Origin of the sequence: Cyanobium sp. HWJ4-Hawea (genome assembly GCF_024345815.1) — a bacterium.
GTDB lineage: Bacteria > Cyanobacteriota > Cyanobacteriia > PCC-6307 > Cyanobiaceae > Cyanobium_A.
In genome coordinates this window covers 13,870-28,990 of sequence record NZ_JAGQBV010000029.1, presented here as the reverse complement: position 1 = coordinate 28,990, position 15,121 = coordinate 13,870, and the positions used below count along the sequence as shown (strand labels likewise).

At 62.1% G+C, this 15,121-nt stretch carries 16 protein-coding genes; 2 read left to right on the top strand and 14 right to left on the bottom strand.

The genetic code is table 11. The annotated features are described in order from the left end of the window. Nucleotides 1-3 precede the first annotated feature (3 nt). Nucleotides 4-1,122, bottom strand: a complete 1,119-nt coding sequence (locus KBY58_RS08025; RefSeq protein WP_254933508.1) for a trypsin-like peptidase domain-containing protein — start codon at nucleotides 1,120-1,122, stop codon at nucleotides 4-6. Between the two features lie 82 nt (nucleotides 1,123-1,204). Here KBY58_RS08025 and dnaA point away from each other — a divergent pair, with 82 nt between their 5' ends. Further along, a complete protein-coding gene (dnaA, locus tag KBY58_RS08020) occupies nucleotides 1,205-2,617 on the top strand; it encodes a chromosomal replication initiator protein DnaA (RefSeq protein ID WP_409995733.1) in 1,413 nt (470 codons plus the stop codon). Between the two features lie 20 nt (nucleotides 2,618-2,637). Here the strand turns inward: dnaA and KBY58_RS08015 are convergent, their stop codons facing one another. The 8 genes from KBY58_RS08015 to KBY58_RS13160 all read right to left on the bottom strand — a co-directional run bounded on the left by KBY58_RS08015 (nucleotide 2,638) and on the right by KBY58_RS13160 (nucleotide 9,664). Next, nucleotides 2,638-3,066: a hypothetical protein gene (locus tag KBY58_RS08015; protein WP_255003845.1), complete on the bottom strand. Its 429-nt coding sequence runs from the start codon at nucleotides 3,064-3,066 to the stop codon at nucleotides 2,638-2,640. A 102-nt stretch (nucleotides 3,067-3,168) separates the two neighbouring features. Continuing rightward, nucleotides 3,169-4,089 (bottom strand): CbbX protein, encoded by a 921-nt coding sequence (gene cbbX / locus KBY58_RS08010; RefSeq protein ID WP_255003838.1) that lies wholly within the window; start codon nucleotides 4,087-4,089, stop codon nucleotides 3,169-3,171. Next, nucleotides 4,086-4,346, bottom strand: a complete 261-nt coding sequence (locus KBY58_RS08005; protein WP_254933506.1) for a 4a-hydroxytetrahydrobiopterin dehydratase — start codon at nucleotides 4,344-4,346, stop codon at nucleotides 4,086-4,088. The genes cbbX and KBY58_RS08005 overlap by 4 nt, the downstream gene beginning before the upstream one ends. Nucleotides 4,347-4,380: 34 nt before the next feature. Continuing rightward, on the bottom strand, nucleotides 4,381-5,517 hold the full coding sequence (locus KBY58_RS08000) for a CO2 hydration protein (protein ID WP_255003836.1): 1,137 nt from the start codon (nucleotides 5,515-5,517) through the stop codon (nucleotides 4,381-4,383). Next, complete coding sequence (locus KBY58_RS07995) at nucleotides 5,517-7,019, bottom strand: NADH-quinone oxidoreductase subunit M (RefSeq protein ID WP_255003835.1); 1,503 nt, start codon at nucleotides 7,017-7,019, stop codon at nucleotides 5,517-5,519. Before KBY58_RS07995 ends, KBY58_RS08000 begins: the two co-directional genes overlap by 1 nt. A 6-nt stretch (nucleotides 7,020-7,025) precedes the next feature. Then, nucleotides 7,026-8,870, bottom strand: coding sequence for an NAD(P)H-quinone oxidoreductase subunit F (locus KBY58_RS07990; RefSeq protein ID WP_254933503.1), 1,845 nt, complete (start codon nucleotides 8,868-8,870; stop codon nucleotides 7,026-7,028). Nucleotides 8,871-8,882: 12 nt separating this feature from the next. Beyond that, nucleotides 8,883-9,356 carry a bacterioferritin gene (locus KBY58_RS07985; RefSeq protein ID WP_255003833.1) on the bottom strand — a complete coding sequence of 158 codons (474 nt, stop codon included), beginning with the start codon at nucleotides 9,354-9,356 and terminating at the stop codon, nucleotides 8,883-8,885. After that, nucleotides 9,356-9,664 (bottom strand): BMC domain-containing protein, encoded by a 309-nt coding sequence (locus KBY58_RS13160; protein ID WP_261346194.1) that lies wholly within the window; start codon nucleotides 9,662-9,664, stop codon nucleotides 9,356-9,358. The genes KBY58_RS07985 and KBY58_RS13160 overlap by 1 nt, the downstream gene beginning before the upstream one ends. Here KBY58_RS13160 and KBY58_RS13155 point away from each other — a divergent pair. Beyond that, a complete protein-coding gene (locus tag KBY58_RS13155) occupies nucleotides 9,663-10,160 on the top strand; it encodes a hypothetical protein (protein WP_255003832.1) in 498 nt (165 codons plus the stop codon). The genes KBY58_RS13160 and KBY58_RS13155 overlap by 2 nt on opposite strands. Here KBY58_RS13155 and KBY58_RS07970 read toward each other — a convergent pair. The 5 genes from KBY58_RS07970 to KBY58_RS07950 form a co-directional block, all read right to left on the bottom strand. Next, nucleotides 10,157-10,408 carry a carboxysome peptide B gene (locus tag KBY58_RS07970; protein WP_254928147.1) on the bottom strand — a complete coding sequence of 84 codons (252 nt, stop codon included), beginning with the start codon at nucleotides 10,406-10,408 and terminating at the stop codon, nucleotides 10,157-10,159. The genes KBY58_RS13155 and KBY58_RS07970 overlap by 4 nt on opposite strands. Then, nucleotides 10,408-10,689 (bottom strand): carboxysome peptide A, encoded by a 282-nt coding sequence (locus KBY58_RS07965; protein ID WP_255003831.1) that lies wholly within the window; start codon nucleotides 10,687-10,689, stop codon nucleotides 10,408-10,410. Before KBY58_RS07965 ends, KBY58_RS07970 begins: the two co-directional genes overlap by 1 nt. A gap of 1 nt (nucleotide 10,690) precedes the next feature. After that, the gene (locus KBY58_RS07960; RefSeq protein WP_255003830.1) at nucleotides 10,691-12,244 is read right to left on the bottom strand and encodes a carboxysome shell carbonic anhydrase; all 1,554 of its coding nucleotides are present in this window, start codon (nucleotides 12,242-12,244) and stop codon (nucleotides 10,691-10,693) included. A 6-nt stretch (nucleotides 12,245-12,250) separates the two neighbouring features. Continuing rightward, nucleotides 12,251-14,635 (bottom strand): CsoS2 family carboxysome shell protein, encoded by a 2,385-nt coding sequence (locus KBY58_RS07955; RefSeq protein WP_255003829.1) that lies wholly within the window; start codon nucleotides 14,633-14,635, stop codon nucleotides 12,251-12,253. Nucleotides 14,636-14,775: 140 nt separating this feature from the next. Beyond that, nucleotides 14,776-15,117 carry a ribulose bisphosphate carboxylase small subunit gene (locus tag KBY58_RS07950; protein ID WP_254933497.1) on the bottom strand — a complete coding sequence of 114 codons (342 nt, stop codon included), beginning with the start codon at nucleotides 15,115-15,117 and terminating at the stop codon, nucleotides 14,776-14,778. Nucleotides 15,118-15,121: the final 4 nt, after the last annotated feature.

Genomic DNA, 15,121 nt, shown 5'->3' with positions numbered 1-15,121 from the left:
CGCTCAACCTTTCTGGGGCAATTCGACCGGGTGAAGCATCAGGTTTTTGATCGTGTTTTGGCGCCTGGCCACCAGGACGAGGGGCTTGCCGACCTCCCCCTGCTCCACGGCTAGTTGCACCTCTGAGGGGTTCCTGACGGCCCGATCACCCACCTTCTCGAGCAGGTCGCAGGGCCGCAATCCAGCCCTGGCGGCCGGGCTGCCAGGTACCACCTCCACTACCACTACCCCATTCACCTCGGGCACCTGGCACTCGCTGGTGCTGGCGTTGATTTCCCTCGCCAGCTGGGGAGTTAGGGCCTGCAGCCGCACGCCGATATAGGGATGGCTGGCGCTGCCCCGCTGGAGAATCTGGCCTGCGATTTGGCGGGCCACATTGATCGGGATCGCAAAGCTGAGGCCGGCGCCAGGGGCCTTGCGAATCGCCGTGTTGATGCCAATCACCTGGCCGTTGTCGTTGATCAAGGGGCCGCCGCTGTTGCCCGGATTGATCGCTGCGTCAGTTTGGATGTAGGGCACCCGTTGGCCCTCGCCGAGGGCATTGGTCCTCTGGATGGCGCTGATGATCCCGGCGGTCACCGTGTTGTCGAGGCCCAGGGGATTGCCGATGGCAATGGCCCATTCACCCGGGCGCACCTTGGCTGAATCCCCCAGGGGGGCCACCGGTAGGCCGCTGGCCACAACCCTCACCACCGCCACATCCGTAACGGGATCAGAACCCAACACCTTGCCGCTGAAGCTGCGGCCATCGGGCAGGGTGACACTCACCTCCGAGGCCCCTTCGACCACGTGGGCGTTGGTCAGCACGATCCCGTCGGAGCGGGTAATGAAGCCGGATCCCTGGCCCTGTTGCTGCTGGATCGTGGGCCCATTGCCAAACAGGCCGCCGAGGGGGTTTACCAGGCGCTTGAGGGTGTCGATCCGCACCACCGCAGGCCCCACCTTGGCCACCGCCGCCACGATCACGTTGTTGCTGCCGCTCAGCACGGCCGCCGGGGCGGCATCGCTGATCCGGCCATCCTTGGGGCCCTGGCTAAAACCTGGAAAGCCCGTGCCGCAGCTTGCCAGCAGCGTTAGGGGGAGTAGCAGTCCGGTGCTGAGGCCCAGGGAAAGGCGGCGCATGGGCGGGGGTGTGGGCCAGGTGTGATTTCGACTCATTTAAGACGGACGGACCCGTTTGATCTGCGTATATTCAGCACCCTTGGTGGCGAAGTTTCTGGTGCTACAGGAAGACCAGCTGTGGCACCAGGTTCAACAGGCACTCCAGGCCAACCTCAGTAAGCCCACCTTCGAGACCTGGATACGGCCGGCCCGTTGCACCTCCTTCACGGACGGCCAACTGCAGCTTCTAGCCCCTAACAGCTTTGCCTGCGGCTGGCTGCACAAGAACTACCTCGGCACGATTGAGGCGGTGGCAAGCGAAATTGCCGGCCACTCCGTGCAGGTGTTGGTGTCGGCCGCCAGCGGCGACGACATCCTGGCCCCCCCAGTCGCCGGATCCCCAGTGGCGGGATCCCCAGCTGCCGGGTCTCCAGCCCCTGCGGCGCTCCCCGCCAAGGCCACGGGCGAAGCACCGCGCAAAATGGCGCCCGGACTGAACCCCCGCTACGTCTTCAACCGTTTTGTGGTGGGTCCCAACAGCCGCATGGCCCACGCCGCCTCATTGGCGGTGGCGGAGGCCCCAGGCCGGGAATTCAACCCCCTGTTTCTCTGTGGTGGCGTGGGGCTAGGTAAGACCCACCTGATGCAGGCCATCGGCCAATACCGCCTGGAGATCAACCCCGAGGCCCGGGTGCTCTACGTGAGCACCGAAACCTTCACCAACGACCTAATCCAGGCGATCCGCAAGGACGGCATGCAGGCCTTCCGCGACCGCTATCGCGCCGCCGATCTGATCCTCATCGACGACATCCAGTTCATTGAGGGCAAGGAGTACACCCAGGAAGAGTTTTTCCATACCTTCAACGCCCTGCATGAGGCGGGCCGCCAAATCGTGATTGCCTCCGACCGGCCCCCCGGCCAAATTACCCGCCTCCAGGAACGTCTGATCTCACGCTTTTCGATGGGTTTGATCGCCGACATCCAGGTGCCCGATCTGGAAACGCGCATGGCGATTCTCCATAAAAAGGCCGAGCAGGAGCAGATGGTTTTGCCCCGGGAGCTGATCCAGTTCATTGCCGGGCGTTTTACCTCCAACATCCGGGAGCTGGAGGGGGCCCTCACCCGCGCCGTGGCCTTCGCTTCGATCACCGGTCTGCCCATGACCGTGGAATCGGTGGCGCCGATGCTCGACCCGGCCGGGGTGGACGTGGAGGTCAAGCCCGAAAAGGTGATTGAGAAGGTCTCTGAGGTGTTTGGGGTGGGCGTCGATGAGATGCGCAGTGCCAGCCGCAAGCGGGCCGTGAGTCAGGCCCGCCAGGTGGGGATGTTTTTAATTCGTCAGAGCACGGACCTTTCCCTACCCCGCATCGGCGAGGTCTTTGGCGGCAAGGATCACTCCACCGTGATGTATGCCGTGGATCAGGTTGAAAAACGCCTCAACACTGATCCCCAGCTCTCCCGCCAGGTCCAGCAGGTGCGCGATTTGCTGCAGATTGACTGCCGCAAAAGGCGCTAGGGAAACCCGAGCCCTTTAGATCAGAGGCATCCCTGCACGGAGATGCGATAGCTGAATCCAAGGGCCCCCGGGTCGTTGCTGGCTCCCACCTTGAAGTTCATCTGGCTGGTCTGCTTACCTGGAATAGAGGGGAAAGGACCAAACATTTTCCCGGTGCCCATCGGCGGATTCATCAAGGTGTTGACAACCTGCAGGTTGGAGCCATCGCTGAACTTCATGTAGGCCTCTACCGGGTACTGGGCATTGGGGTCAGAGGAATTTGCGGTAAAGAAGAACTTGTAGCTGCTATAGGGCTGGGTGACAAAAAAGTCGGTGTTCCAATTGGTTTGGCCAATCAGTTTGCCCCTACCCACCGCCTTGGCAACTATTGGCGAGCTGCCATTGCCACCTATGGGTTGCAGGAAGCTGCATGGGCCAGCAACGCCGGCGAGGGGATCAATGATTGCCATGCCCAGCCCCAGTCCCACCGCCAATCCGACCTTTGCCAGGTTGTCTTGGGCTTGGCGGATCAATTTCATTGGGGGAGGCTGCGAAGGGGATTTCGGCAGACCCTAGGTGAGGGGCTTGGCAGGGTCAAGCCCTTCAACTTCGCCTGCAAACACGCTGCTGGCGGTGATGTCCTCCGCTTCCAGGGTCATTAGGTCGAGCTTGGTGAGCGGGCTACCCATGCGACTAAACAGCCGGTTGGCCTGACGCATCCGGGTCCGGTCGATCGCATTGCGAATGGAGCGGGCATTGGCAAAGAAGGGCAGTTGCATCCGCCTTTGGATGTAATCGGCAAAGGCCGCCACTGCCTCTTCACTAAAGCGATAGTTTTCCGCCGCCAGGATCAGTCGGGCAATGGCCAGTAGTTCATCGGCGCTGTAGTCGGGGAAGTCGATGTGGTTTGCAACCCGTGAAGAAAGCCCGGGATTGGATTGATAAAACACATCCATCCGATCCTTATAACCAGCAAAGATCACGACAAGATCATCGCGGTTGTTTTCCATCACCTGCAGCAGGATTTCAATTGCCTCGGCGCCGTAGTCCCTTTCGTTCTCTGGGCGATAGAGGTAATAGGCCTCATCAATAAACAGCACCCCACCCATGGCCTTTTTGAGCATCTCGCGGGTTTTGGGCGCCGTATGGCCGATGTACTGGCCCACCAGGTCGTCGCGGGTGGCCGTGATCACGTGCCCCTTGCGCACATAACCAAGGCCGTGCAGGATTTTGGACATCCTTTCTGCCACTGTTGTTTTGCCCGTGCCGGGGCGGCCGGTGAAGGACATGTGCAGGCTTGGGGGAGCCGTCTCCAGGCCCACCTGCTGCCGGGCCCGGTCAACCACCAGCAGGGCGGCTATTTCCCTGAGGCGGGCCTTTACCGGCCGGAGGCCAATCAGCTCCTGGTCCAGTTGCTCCAGCACGGCTTGAATGCCTGCCCCTTCGTAGGCGGCCCGCAGATCGACCTGGTCGCCATCGGCACCAGTGCTCATTGGTTTAGGAGGGCGTCGATTGCGGCGGCAAAGGCCTGGTCTTGCCCATCAATCGCAGCCCCATCACTTTCTGGTCGCACCGTGAGGTTCACGTAGGTGCGACCAAAGCTGATATCGGGAAAGCGCTGTTGCTCCTCCGAAAGGGCATTCAACTGTTCAAGAAATAGGCGAGTTGCCTCGTAATCCCCAAATTCAATCCGCCGCTCTAGTCGGTCGGCTTGTTCCGGTTTGGGGCGAGGGGTCCAGGGCTGATCCATGGCCCTAACCCTAGGCCAGCTCAGCTCTTTCTCCCTAGAGGCAATCGGTGCGCGCCAGGCTTAGGCGGCTCGCCCAGCTGGCCGCATAGGCGCTGTTGGCGGCTGTTTCTGCCGGGTCGCTGCTGGCTAGGGAGTGGGGAAAGGTGCCCCTGATGGCCGCATTGGTCACACAGAACATCGACTTCTGGAAACTCATGCAGATCTTCACCCTCACATCCCCTTCGCCCCGGCCCTTCTGGCGGTAGAGCTGGTGCAAACGCTCCGGTAGATGCCGAAACATGTCTTGCATTAACAGGCTGGGGGGAATGCCAGATCCCATGGTCGGCAGGGGATCGGCAAATAGGGCCCCATAGGCGAACTTGCCCTGGTCGGGGGAAATTTGCTGGGCCTGGGCATTGAAACTGACCGTACCCAGGAAGGGCAGGCCCCGCAGGAAAACGGCCTCCACGTAGGGCACGGCCACATCCCCCAGGAAGGTAAGCCCCGCCTCCGGAGTTAGCACCCAAAACTTTTCACCGTCAATTTCCACGGCGTAGGTGATCGGCTGGGCCGCGGCGGTCACCAGGCCATCTTTAATAAATTCCACCACCTTCTCAATCGAATCCACCCGCCCATCGGCCTCAGCCTGGGCGAGGGCCACAAACAAATCACTCATTACCCGCCAAAACTGGCCAAGGGCATGGGTGGTGGCTGCGGTGCGAATCAACTCGGGCAGGAAGTTGCGAAATAGGGGATTGAGTAGGGCGAGCAGGGGATCGCGTTTGGTTTTGCGGCGGATGATCGCCCTGCAGGATTCAGCAAAGGCTTCCGAATCCAGGTAGGCATCCATGCCCCCTGTGCCATGCCAGAGCATCGCCTTCATGCAGTATTCGGCGTACTCAAAGTTGATCCGGTCGTGCCAGAGATGGCGCCAGATTTTTGCCGGATTGACGTCGCCGTCGAGGTACTTGAAAAGGGGAAAGGGCACCAGGAACTGCCGCTCTGCCTGGTAAATCAGGTTGATGCTGTAGGCATCCAGCACCTCCCCATAGCTCGCCAGCACATCCACCACCTCGATTAGGTGCTCGCGGCTTTCGCTGAGCAGGGTTTGGCCGCCCAACAACTGCTCCTGCAGCTCGCTGGCCGTGGCCATGGGCCCGCGGCGGACCAGATCGGCCGAGATAACAGGCATCAGCCCAGGCCTCCGGGTAATAGGGCCAGGGCCGCGCTGGCGGATTCACTGATGCGGGAAAGCCAAGATGGCACAAGGCCGATGCCAATTACCAGCAGGGAAAGGGCTAGGGCAGGCACTATCTCCCTGGGGGCCACTGGCGCCAGTTGCACATCGAGACGGCGATCGGTGCTGGGATCGCTGGGCGGGGTGATCGCCAATCGCCCGAAAAAGGCCCGGTTCACAAGCAATAGGAAATAAACGGCGGTCAGGCCAGAACCCACCATGGCGAGCAGGGTGGCGACCGGAAAGCTAGCCACACTGCCCCGGAATACCAGAAACTCCGAGATGAAACCCGCCATGCCAGGCAGTCCGGCACTGGCCATTACGCCAAGAATCATCAAGGTACCGGTCAAGGGCAGGCCCCTCTCGGGGTTGAGCAGACCACGGAGCACCTGCAGATCGCGGGTGCCGGTTTTGCGGTACACGATGCCAACCAGCAGAAACAGCAGGGCTGAGATCAGGCCATGGCTGACCATTTGGAACACCGCCCCCAGCAGGCTGATTGGCGTAGCTGCAGCAGCGGCTAGGAGGATGTAGCCCATGTGTCCCACCGAGCTGTAGGCCACCATCCGTTTCATGTCCTGCTGGGCAATGGCGGCCAGGGAGCCGTAGAGCACCGAAATGGCTGCCCATATGGCAAGCCAGGGGGCCAGAACGGCCCAGGCCTCAGGAAATAGGCCCAAACCAAAGCGCAGCATTCCATAGGTGCCCAGTTTCAGCAGCACCCCGGCCAGCAGCACCGAAACGGGGGTGGAGGCCTGGGTATGGGCGTCAGGAAGCCAGGTGTGGAAAGGGAATAGGGGGATTTTGATCCCAAATCCCACCAGCATCGCCCCCAGCAATACCAGCTGACTGCCCATGGCCAGGGTCTCGCTGGTGACCGGGGTGAGGCTGAAGTCCACCGAGCCCGTAAAGAGTGCCAGGCCCAGAAAGGAACCCAGGATCAGCATCCCCGAGATCGCTGTGAAAATCAGGAATTTGGTGGCGGCGTAGGCCCGGTTGGCCCCGCCCCAGATGCTGATCAGGGCCCACAGGGGAATTAGTTCCAGTTCGTAGAAAAGGAAAAACAGCAGCAAATTTTCCGCCAAAAACGCCCCATTAACCGCCCCACTGATCACCAGCAGCAGGGCGAAGTAGATGCGGGGCCTTTGGCTGATGTCCCTGGTGCAGATTGCGGAAACCAGGGTCAGGCCTGCGTTGATCAGGACCAAGGGCAGGGATAGTCCATCCACCCCCAGCCTGTAATCGAGGCCCAGGCTCACCACCCAACTGAGTGATTCCTGCAGTTGCATCCCGCTTTCACTGGGATCAAAGCGCAGCAGCACCAGCAGGCTGGCCAGCAGTTGGGTTGTCAGTACGGCGATTGCCACCGCCCGCAGCTGGCCCGGCTCTGCCTTGGTGGGCCAGAGCAGCAGCAGCAGGGCTCCCAGGAAGGGAATCAGTAGGAGGGCGCTGAGCATCTGGTCCTACGCGAAGAGCCAGGTGAGGGAGCTGAGCAGGATCACGATCGCCACGATCACGGTGAGCACGTAACTCTGCAGTTGGCCACTGACGCCAAGCTTGAGGTTCTCGGCACTCACTAGCGAAAACCGCCCCAGGCCATCTACAAAACCATTCACCACCATCCGATCAAGCCAATCGGTGAGTTGGGCCAGGCGGGATACAAAGGCCACCACGGTTTTTCGGTAAATCGTCTCGGTGTAGAAGTCGTAGGCGAGCAGATCCTGGAGCACCCGCAGGGGCTTAAGGAGGGAGCGCGACCAGAAGGTGTCGAGCCTTAGTTGGCAGCCAATCAAAACCCCTGCCAGGCCACTGGCCGCCACGGTTGCTGCGACCGGTATGGAGAAGGAGGCGATGCCGGGCACCGGATCAATGCGGGCCATGATCCAGGGCATCAGCAGCACCACCACGCTCAGGGCCACCATCGGCGTGGCCATTAGCCAATTGACCTCAGGTGCCCGCTTGGTTTTTGGCCTGGCAGGCCCCAGGAACACCTGGCGGAATACCCGGGTGAGGTTGAGGGCCGTCAGCAGGTTTGTGACCACAAAAACAGCTGCAAACCAGGGGGCACTGGCACTCAGGTTTTGAACTAGCAGGCCGTAGCACCAGAAGCATCCCAGGGGGAGCAACCCCACCAGGCCGGCGCCGCCCACCAGGTAGGCAATGGTGGTGGCTGGCATCCTGCCGGCCAGGCCGCCTAGCTCGGTGAGGTCCTGGCAGCTGGTGGTGGCAATCACGCTGCCAACGCTCATGAACAGCAGGGCCTTTGCCAGGCCATGGGCAAATAGCAGGAGCAGTGCCAGGCCCGGTTTTTGCAGGGCAATGGCGATAAAAACCAGGCCCAAATAGGAGCTTGTGGAATAGGAGAAGGCCCGTTTCAGGTCCACCTGGGCAATCGCCACCAGGGCGCCGCCCAGGGCGCTGATCACGCCCACGGCCAGCAGCACCTGGGTTGCCAGGGGCGACATCTGCAACAGGGGCATCAACTTCAGCAAAACCAGGGCACCAACGGTCACCACCACCGAATTGCGCAGGATTGAGGCCGGGTTGGGACCCTCCATGGCCTCATCCAGCCAGAGGTGCATCGGGAATTGGGCGCACTTGCCTATCGGCCCAGCGATCAGGCCTAATCCCAGCAGGGTTGCAGCCAGGGGCCGCAGGTTTGCCTGGGCGCTCCAGGCATAGAGATCGTTGAATTCCATCGAGCCGGCCCAGGCCGACAGGGTCACCATGCCCATCAGTAAAAGCACATCCCCCACCCTTTTGGTCAGGAAGGCATCCCTGGCTGCGGTAATCACCAGGGGTTGGGCGTACCAAAAACCCACCAGTAAATAGGTGGAGAGGGTGAGCATTTCCAACAGGAAATAGCTCAAAAAGAGGTTGCTACTCAGCACCACTCCCGCCATGGCCCCCTCGAAAAAGCCCACCAGGGCATAGAAACGGGCCAGGGACCAATCCTTATCCAGGTAGCCCAGGGCAAAAACCTGGCTGACCAGGCTCATGCAGGTAACCAGTTCGAGGGCCGCCAGGTTGGTGAGCGAAAGCTCGAAGCCGATGCGCAGATCTAGGTCGGCCACCGTCAACCAGGGCCAATCCAGGTGTTGGGGGCCCAGCTCCCAAACCAGCCCCAAAATCCAACTGCCGTGTAAGACGGCCACCAGAGTCAGGAGCAGATTGAGGTAGGCAGCGGGCCGGGGGCCATTGCGGGGGAACCAACCGGCCGTCCAGGGCAATGAAAACACCATGCCGCTGAACCCGTAGAGCGGTATCAGCCAGACCAGCTGGATCGGCAGGGGAAGGGGGGGATTCAAGGGGGCTTGGTTTTAGAAAGTGGCCCGCTCGAGGTGTCGGCTGCTTTGTCCGCCCAGGCTCTTGAGCCAGGCGTCCAGCTCGGCACCGTGGTGCTGTTCGTCGCTGAGAAGCTCTTGGAAAAATTCTGCATTGGCGCCGTCGCCAATGAGCAGGCAGAAACGCACTGCTTCGCCGTAGTGCTGGATTAGGTCGTTTTCCAGCACGGTGTTGTGGCGCAGCAGCCCCACCAGGTCAGGGGCATGGGCAACGGCGCGCAGCTGGGATGCGGCAGGGGCCACCCCAACGGCCAGCATGCGCTGCACAATTTTTTCAGCGTGCTGCATTTCCTCCACGGTCTCGTGGCGAAAACGTTCGGCCGCGTCCATATCTCCCCATAGCCCCACAAGGGAGGCCTGGGTCATGTACTGCTGCACAGCAGACAGTTCAAGACTTAGGGCGCGACCGAGATAACCCAGGACGCGCGGATGGACGGCGCCCATGGTCATCAGAGACGGCGGGTGGTGGCGGTGGCGATCAGGGCGGGCTCCACTTCGGTGTGGGGGCGGGCAATGATGTGGGCAGCGACAAGGCCGTCGCCAACGCGCTCACAGGCGTCTGCACCGGCGCGCACAGCGGCATTAACGGCACCGGTTTCGCCGCGAACCATCACGGTGACGTAGCCGCCGCCGACAAATTCCCTGGAGATCAGGGTCACTTCAGCCGCCTTGGTCATGGCGTCAGCCGCTTCAATCGCGGGGACCAGGCCACGGGTTTCGATCATGCCGAGGGCGATGCCCTGAATGGAAGGAGCCATGGCGTTGCTGCGGGGGGAGTTGGTGGGACGGGAGGTGCCAGCGCCGCCGCCGGCACTGGTGTTGCGGGCCGGAGTGCTGGCCGCGGTTGCTTTGGACGTGGTTGCTTTGGACGTGGTTGCCCTGGAGCTAGATGCCGAAGACCTGGCTGCCGAAGACCTGGCTGCGGAAGACCTGGCTGCCGAAGACCTTGCCGTGGTCGCCTTGGGGACGACGGTGGCTTTGACGACGGTGGCCTTGCTCTCAGCAGCCTTGCTCTCAGCAGCCTTGCTCTCGGCAGGCTTGGTATCAGCAACCTTGGGTGCTGCTGCCGGCAGGGCCTTGGGGGGCACTGATGCAGGGGCTGGGGTGCCAGAGGGCGCGGCTGAACTGCCTTGCGCCTTGGCGGCTGGGGCTGTTCGGGAGTTGGGAGGTGGTGGTGGGGTGGCCATGGCTCAGGGGGGTTGGGGGCTGTGGGTAAGACCGGGGTTGGGGCAGAAAACTGCCGGTTGCCCCTAGCCGTCTGGCTCCCAAAAATCGATGATTCCGCCGATCGTTAGATCGGTTTGGACCTCGGGATTGCCGCAGGCGAAGCGGGCCGCGGAGCCGCTGGCGGTGAACACCCAGTTGCCTGGAGATGCCCCCACCGGATCAACGGCCACGCTGAGCTTGCCCTTGGGGGTACGCAGCACCCGCAGGTTGGAGTGTTCCAGCCCGGGCACCCGCTGGGTGCAGACCAATGAACCGGTGACCTGCATGATTTCCATTAGGCGGCACCCCCAGTTGGAGCAGGTGGTTTGCCGGCTTCCGGATCCCAGTGGTCAATGATCCCAACAATTGTGAGATCGCTCGGGTACGACTTACTGCCCGCCGCTTCCCGAGCTGCCGAGCTGCCGACGCAGATCACCCAGTCGCCGGGGATGCAGCCAACCGCATCTACCGCCACCTTTTGGGTGCTGCCATCGAGCACCACCTGCAGGTGTTTGTGCTCGAAATCGGGTATGCGGTTGGTGGATACCAATGGCTTAATCACCTGGCAGATCAACATTTCAGTGCCCCCCTCCGCTGGTGAATGTGATGGTGGAACCTACTGCCTCGGCAGGGGTGTGGCGGTCCTGGTCCCGCACGGTGAGGAGGGCATGCAGCAACCCCTGGGAGAAGAGGTCCGGATAGCGGTTTTCCATGGCGGCCAGAACCCGTTTGCAGCTGCGAATCGCCCGCTCTTTGGCGCCAGGCACCTGGCCGTTGTAGTCAAACCGCACCACCACCGGCACTGGCAGACCCCGGGAAACATTGAGGCCGCTGAAGATTTTTACGCCCACATCGAGGTCCGGGGCCCCCTCTTCGACGGTGTCCATATATGCGAAGTAGGTGAGATTGCGCAGGTGGATTTCCTTGAAGCCAATGCCCACACCAATGAAACGCTCGGCATGGCCGGCATCGGCGTAACTGCTGGCGTGGTGTTGGCGCACGTAGTCGATCTGGGAGATGTTGTGCTCCAGAAGCCGGGCCACCAGCTTCACCATGCCGGGGTCAGGACTTGAGGCAGCGGCCTGCTCCACCAGCGCCTGGATGCGAACCCTGGCCTCAGCGCTGCCCAGGTGGGCGGTGGCGCCATAGACCTCTTGGGCATCGAGCCAGCGTTCCAGGTTGGTGCTGCCGTCCATGCCTGGTACATGTACGCGGATGGCGTCGGTGTCGGTATCGATGCCCATCAACAGCAGGTCAACTGAGGCTCCGCAGCAAAAGCTGTTTTCCACGGCCTGCTGGAAATCCTTCAGCCGGTTTAGGCCGCAGCTGGCGGCTAGGCCGTCGTTACTGCCATGGGCTGCGCAGCCCTCGTGGCTGGGGTCCTTGGAGCTGAAGTGATACAGCACCACTTTTAGGTAGCGGCTGTCCTCATGGGCCGGGTTAGGTAGGCCTTCCCGGTAGCGGCGATGCTCGGTTTTTACCCAGCGGTTGACCGTGTTCTCCACGTCAAACAGGGCACCGGCATGGGAGCGCCGCCGCACGGAACTAAAGGGCAGCCGCAGGGCGTAGGCGATCGCATGGGCAAGGCGCCCATCGGCACAGGGGGTCACATCCAGCAGGTGGAAGCCGCAGGAGAGCAGGAAGGCGTTGAATTCTTCTGCCGCCGGGCTGCCCGGTTTGCCCTGCAGGGGATCAACCTGGAAAAAACTGTCGCTGGTCTGTTCGTAGGTTTCAAATACGCACCAGGCAAACAGGGTGCGCATGTCCAGCTGACTAACCCAGGCCTTCTCCAGGATTGGCAGGGGCAGTTCAAAACCAAGCTCTGCCCTCGATAGGCCCTGGGCCGCTTCGATGAAATTGTCCTCGTGCTGCAGGGCGGAGAGCCGCTTCAGAAGCGGCACAATCCGATCAAAGTTGCCTTTTACCTGGCTTTCGTAGGCATGCAGGCTGGCGTTTTGCTGGCGCTCCGTCAGGGGATGGAGGCTGCCACCTCTGGCGCCATTTCCACCGACAACTGCGGGCGAGCCGGGGCTGAAGGCTGACCGGGAAGCCACTGCTGGAGCCCCAGGGCGCCGGCGGGGAGCCGTTGCTGCCATGGGGCGGTAGGGGGTGGCTGCAGGTCGGCGGGGCATCAGGTTTTAACCGCGGGCTCCGCCGGAAACCGTGATCAAGGAGCCGGCGCTGGTGTTCCCGCTTGAACCGGTCACCCGGCTGACGGGCTCAGGTACGGCGTCATTGCGCTTCGGCTGTTGGCCGGCCATGGCCGACATCGGACCGGTGCGGGTGGGATTGCGACGCCGGGCCGAAACCCCTTCCGTACCGGTCACCCGGTCGCCACGGTCCCAGTCGTCGCCGGTGATTTTCAGGCCAGCTGAAATTCCTTCGCCGGTGACCCTTGAAACGGGACGGGCGTCTTCATCGACACTGACAGGGGCGACAGTGGCGACAGGGGCGTGGGCGGCTTCAGGGGCCACCGGTCCGCGGGAGAACTGGGCACCACGGCGGTCAAAGCGGAACTGTTCGGTGCCGGTGACTTTGTCACCGGCCATATCAAAAGGGCCGGTAATCCTGCTCCCTTGCTCGTAGCTAGTGCCGGTTACGGCCTTGCTCTGCTCACGGGCGGTGTGGGCCACGCGGGCTGGGGATTGGACGCTGAATTGCTGCCAGGGTTGGCTGCCGCCCAGGGCTTGGGGAAAGTCGGCATCAGTGGCACTGGCCGCACCGCAGGCTTCAGCCAGTTGGTCTGAGCCGATGTAAGGAGTGCCACTAATGGATTCACAGGCACCGCGGCCGGCACCGGTCATCACGCCGCCAATGCCTGGCTGGATTCCACTCATCCTGTTTGAGCCGCGTACCGGAGTGCGCTGGCGAATTTCCCTGATCTGGTTGCTATTGCAGAAGCTGCCTGCCTGGTCAAGGCCTGCATAGGGGGTGCCGGTCACAACTTTGCAGCTGCCAGGCTCATCGCCCGTCACCTTTTCGGAGCGGCCGGTGCGGGTGCCGCTCACCACCTGGGCCCGGTTGGTGACGCTAAAGCCCACCTTGGCGGCCTCGGGGGCGGGCTTGGTGCCGCAGAAGCTGTCGTATTGCTGGCTGCCCACATATTCGTCACCGGTCACCATGCGGCAACTGCCGGGTTCGTCGCCGGTCACGTGCTGGCTGCGGCCCACGTGGGTGCCGGTAATGCCAGTGCCCCTAAGGGTGTTGAGGGTGGAAACCTTGGTGGGAGCCCTGCCAGCGATCTGGCTTTGATCGCCCACGTATTGGCTGCCAGTGAGTTGCTTGCCTGAACCGGATTCATCGCCAGTCACCTTTTCAGAGCGACCCACCATCACCCCGGAGACAGCCTGGCCCGATTGGGTCTGGCTTCGGCCCACCTTGCGGGGGCTGGGCTTGCCGCCGCCGCAGTAGGAGGCCATTTGGTTGGCCGACACATATTCAGTGCCGGTCACGTTTTTGCAGGTCCCGGGCTCGTCGCCGGTGACCTTCTCGGATCTGCCTACCTCATTGCCGGTGACCCGGTTGCCGTGGCTGGTGTCGGTGACGCGCACCTTGGCCGGCTGGCTGGGGCTGGGCTCGCTCTTGCAGAAGGTGCGGAAGATCTCCGCCCCCATGTATTCGGTACCTGTGATCGAACGACAGGTGCTTGCCTCATTGCCAGTGGTTTTGACCGAGCGGTTGGCTTGGGTGCCCGTAACCACCTGGCCACTGGTGGTTTCACTGACGCCAACCTTCCAATGGGCTTCAGCGGCGGCTGCCTGCTTGGAGCCGTGGATGTTGGGGCCGGAAGGACGGGTGCCACCGCTGCGGCTGGTGCCGGCGCTGCCAACTTTTGCCTTCAGTTCCCGCACCTTTTGGGAAAGTTCACGGCCGGTCATCTCGCTGTTGCCTTGGCGGGCAACGGCTGCGGCACTGGTGCTGGAGGGTGTGCTGGCCGACTTGCCGCGCTTGGAAAGGGATTCACGGCGGGCCAAAACCAGGGCCCGGCTGGGGTTTGTTATGGCGGTTCTCTTTGCGGTGACCCTGCGATCAGCACTCTTGGCAGCTGGATTCGAAAGGGACAGCTGGGGAACTGAAGAACGGGACGACTCGGTGGCTGGCTTTTGTTCGGCCACGCTGGCCTTCACAGGCACAGGTTTGGGAAAATCAGTGCGGGTACGGTCCTTGGATGTGTCGGCGCGCTTGCCGCCCTTGGCCAGGGCTTCGCGGCGGGCCAGCACCAACTCACGGCTGGGGTTTGACACAGGTTTGGCGGGACTGCGGCGTCCAGCGGCAGGGGCCGTGCCCAGCAGGGAGCGGCTCGCAGCCCGGGCTGGAGCATGTGCTGCCTGCACTGGAGCTGCCTGAGAGGGGGCTGCCTTGGCTGGTGCGGCCTCTGCGGCACCTGTCCGGGTTGGACGGGCGTCGCCGACCGTGCGGACTCGGCTTGGAGCTGAGGTATAGCGGCTTACGGCTTTTTTACCGCCGTTGGTGAGGGCCTTACGGCGCTCAAGAGCCGCTTCCCGGCTGGATGTGCTGGCCATGTCCGCCCGTCGAAAGGAATGCTTAAAAGGATCTGTCCAGCGTTAGCTGGACAGAAAGGGGTTGGTCCCAGCAGGAGCTGGGACCGGATTTGTCCGTGAAGATCAACATTGAAGTTCGCAATGAACTTCAGGGTCGAAGATCAGCGGCCTTCGAAAACCACGAAGCAGGAGCCCTGGCTTTGGGTGTAGGCGTCGTAGCCAACCAAACGCACGTGGTGGTCGGGGTAGGCGCGGTGGCAAGCCTCCAGCTCGCTCACGATTACACCAAGATCCTTCTCGCCGAAGAAGGGCAGTTTCCAGAAAGACCAGTAGGTCGTCATGGAATTGCTGGGATGGACATGCTCAACGAGCGGGCTCCAACCCTGGGCAATGATGTAAGCGATTTGATCGTAGATCTCGTCCTGGGTCATCGGCGGGAGGAAGCCGAATGTCTCCAGGGTGGCGACTGTTTGATAGTCACCCACGGTGCTCTTGAAAGGCATGGGG

Bases quoted from the DNA above. Each gene is read 5' to 3' on its own strand.
- KBY58_RS07985 (WP_255003833.1), bottom strand. From the start codon at position 9,356: ATGACCATGGGCGCCGTCCATCCGCGCGTCCTGGGTTATCTCGGTCGC.
- KBY58_RS07965 (WP_255003831.1), bottom strand. From the start codon at position 10,689: ATGTTGATCTGCCAGGTGATTAAGCCATTGGTATCCACCAACCGCATA.
- KBY58_RS08000 (WP_255003836.1), bottom strand. From the start codon at position 5,517: ATGCCTGTTATCTCGGCCGATCTGGTCCGCCGCGGGCCCATGGCCACG.
- KBY58_RS07950 (WP_254933497.1), bottom strand. From the start codon at position 15,117: ATGCCTTTCAAGAGCACCGTGGGTGACTATCAAACAGTCGCCACCCTG.
- KBY58_RS13160 (WP_261346194.1), bottom strand. From the start codon at position 9,664: ATGGCTCCTTCCATTCAGGGCATCGCCCTCGGCATGATCGAAACCCGT.
- cbbX (WP_255003838.1), bottom strand. From the start codon at position 4,089: ATGAGCACTGGTGCCGATGGCGACCAGGTCGATCTGCGGGCCGCCTAC.
- KBY58_RS08015 (WP_255003845.1), bottom strand. From the start codon at position 3,066: ATGGCAATCATTGATCCCCTCGCCGGCGTTGCTGGCCCATGCAGCTTC.
- KBY58_RS13155 (WP_255003832.1), top strand. From the start codon at position 9,663: ATGGCGTTGCTGCGGGGGGAGTTGGTGGGACGGGAGGTGCCAGCGCCG.
- KBY58_RS07995 (WP_255003835.1), bottom strand. From the start codon at position 7,019: ATGCTCAGCGCCCTCCTACTGATTCCCTTCCTGGGAGCCCTGCTGCTG.
- KBY58_RS07970 (WP_254928147.1), bottom strand. From the start codon at position 10,408: ATGGAAATCATGCAGGTCACCGGTTCATTGGTCTGCACCCAGCGGGTG.
- KBY58_RS07955 (WP_255003829.1), bottom strand. From the start codon at position 14,635: ATGGCCAGCACATCCAGCCGGGAAGCGGCTCTTGAGCGCCGTAAGGCC.
- KBY58_RS07960 (WP_255003830.1), bottom strand. From the start codon at position 12,244: ATGCCCCGCCGACCTGCAGCCACCCCCTACCGCCCCATGGCAGCAACG.
- KBY58_RS08025 (WP_254933508.1), bottom strand. From the start codon at position 1,122: ATGCGCCGCCTTTCCCTGGGCCTCAGCACCGGACTGCTACTCCCCCTA.
- KBY58_RS08005 (WP_254933506.1), bottom strand. From the start codon at position 4,346: ATGGATCAGCCCTGGACCCCTCGCCCCAAACCGGAACAAGCCGACCGA.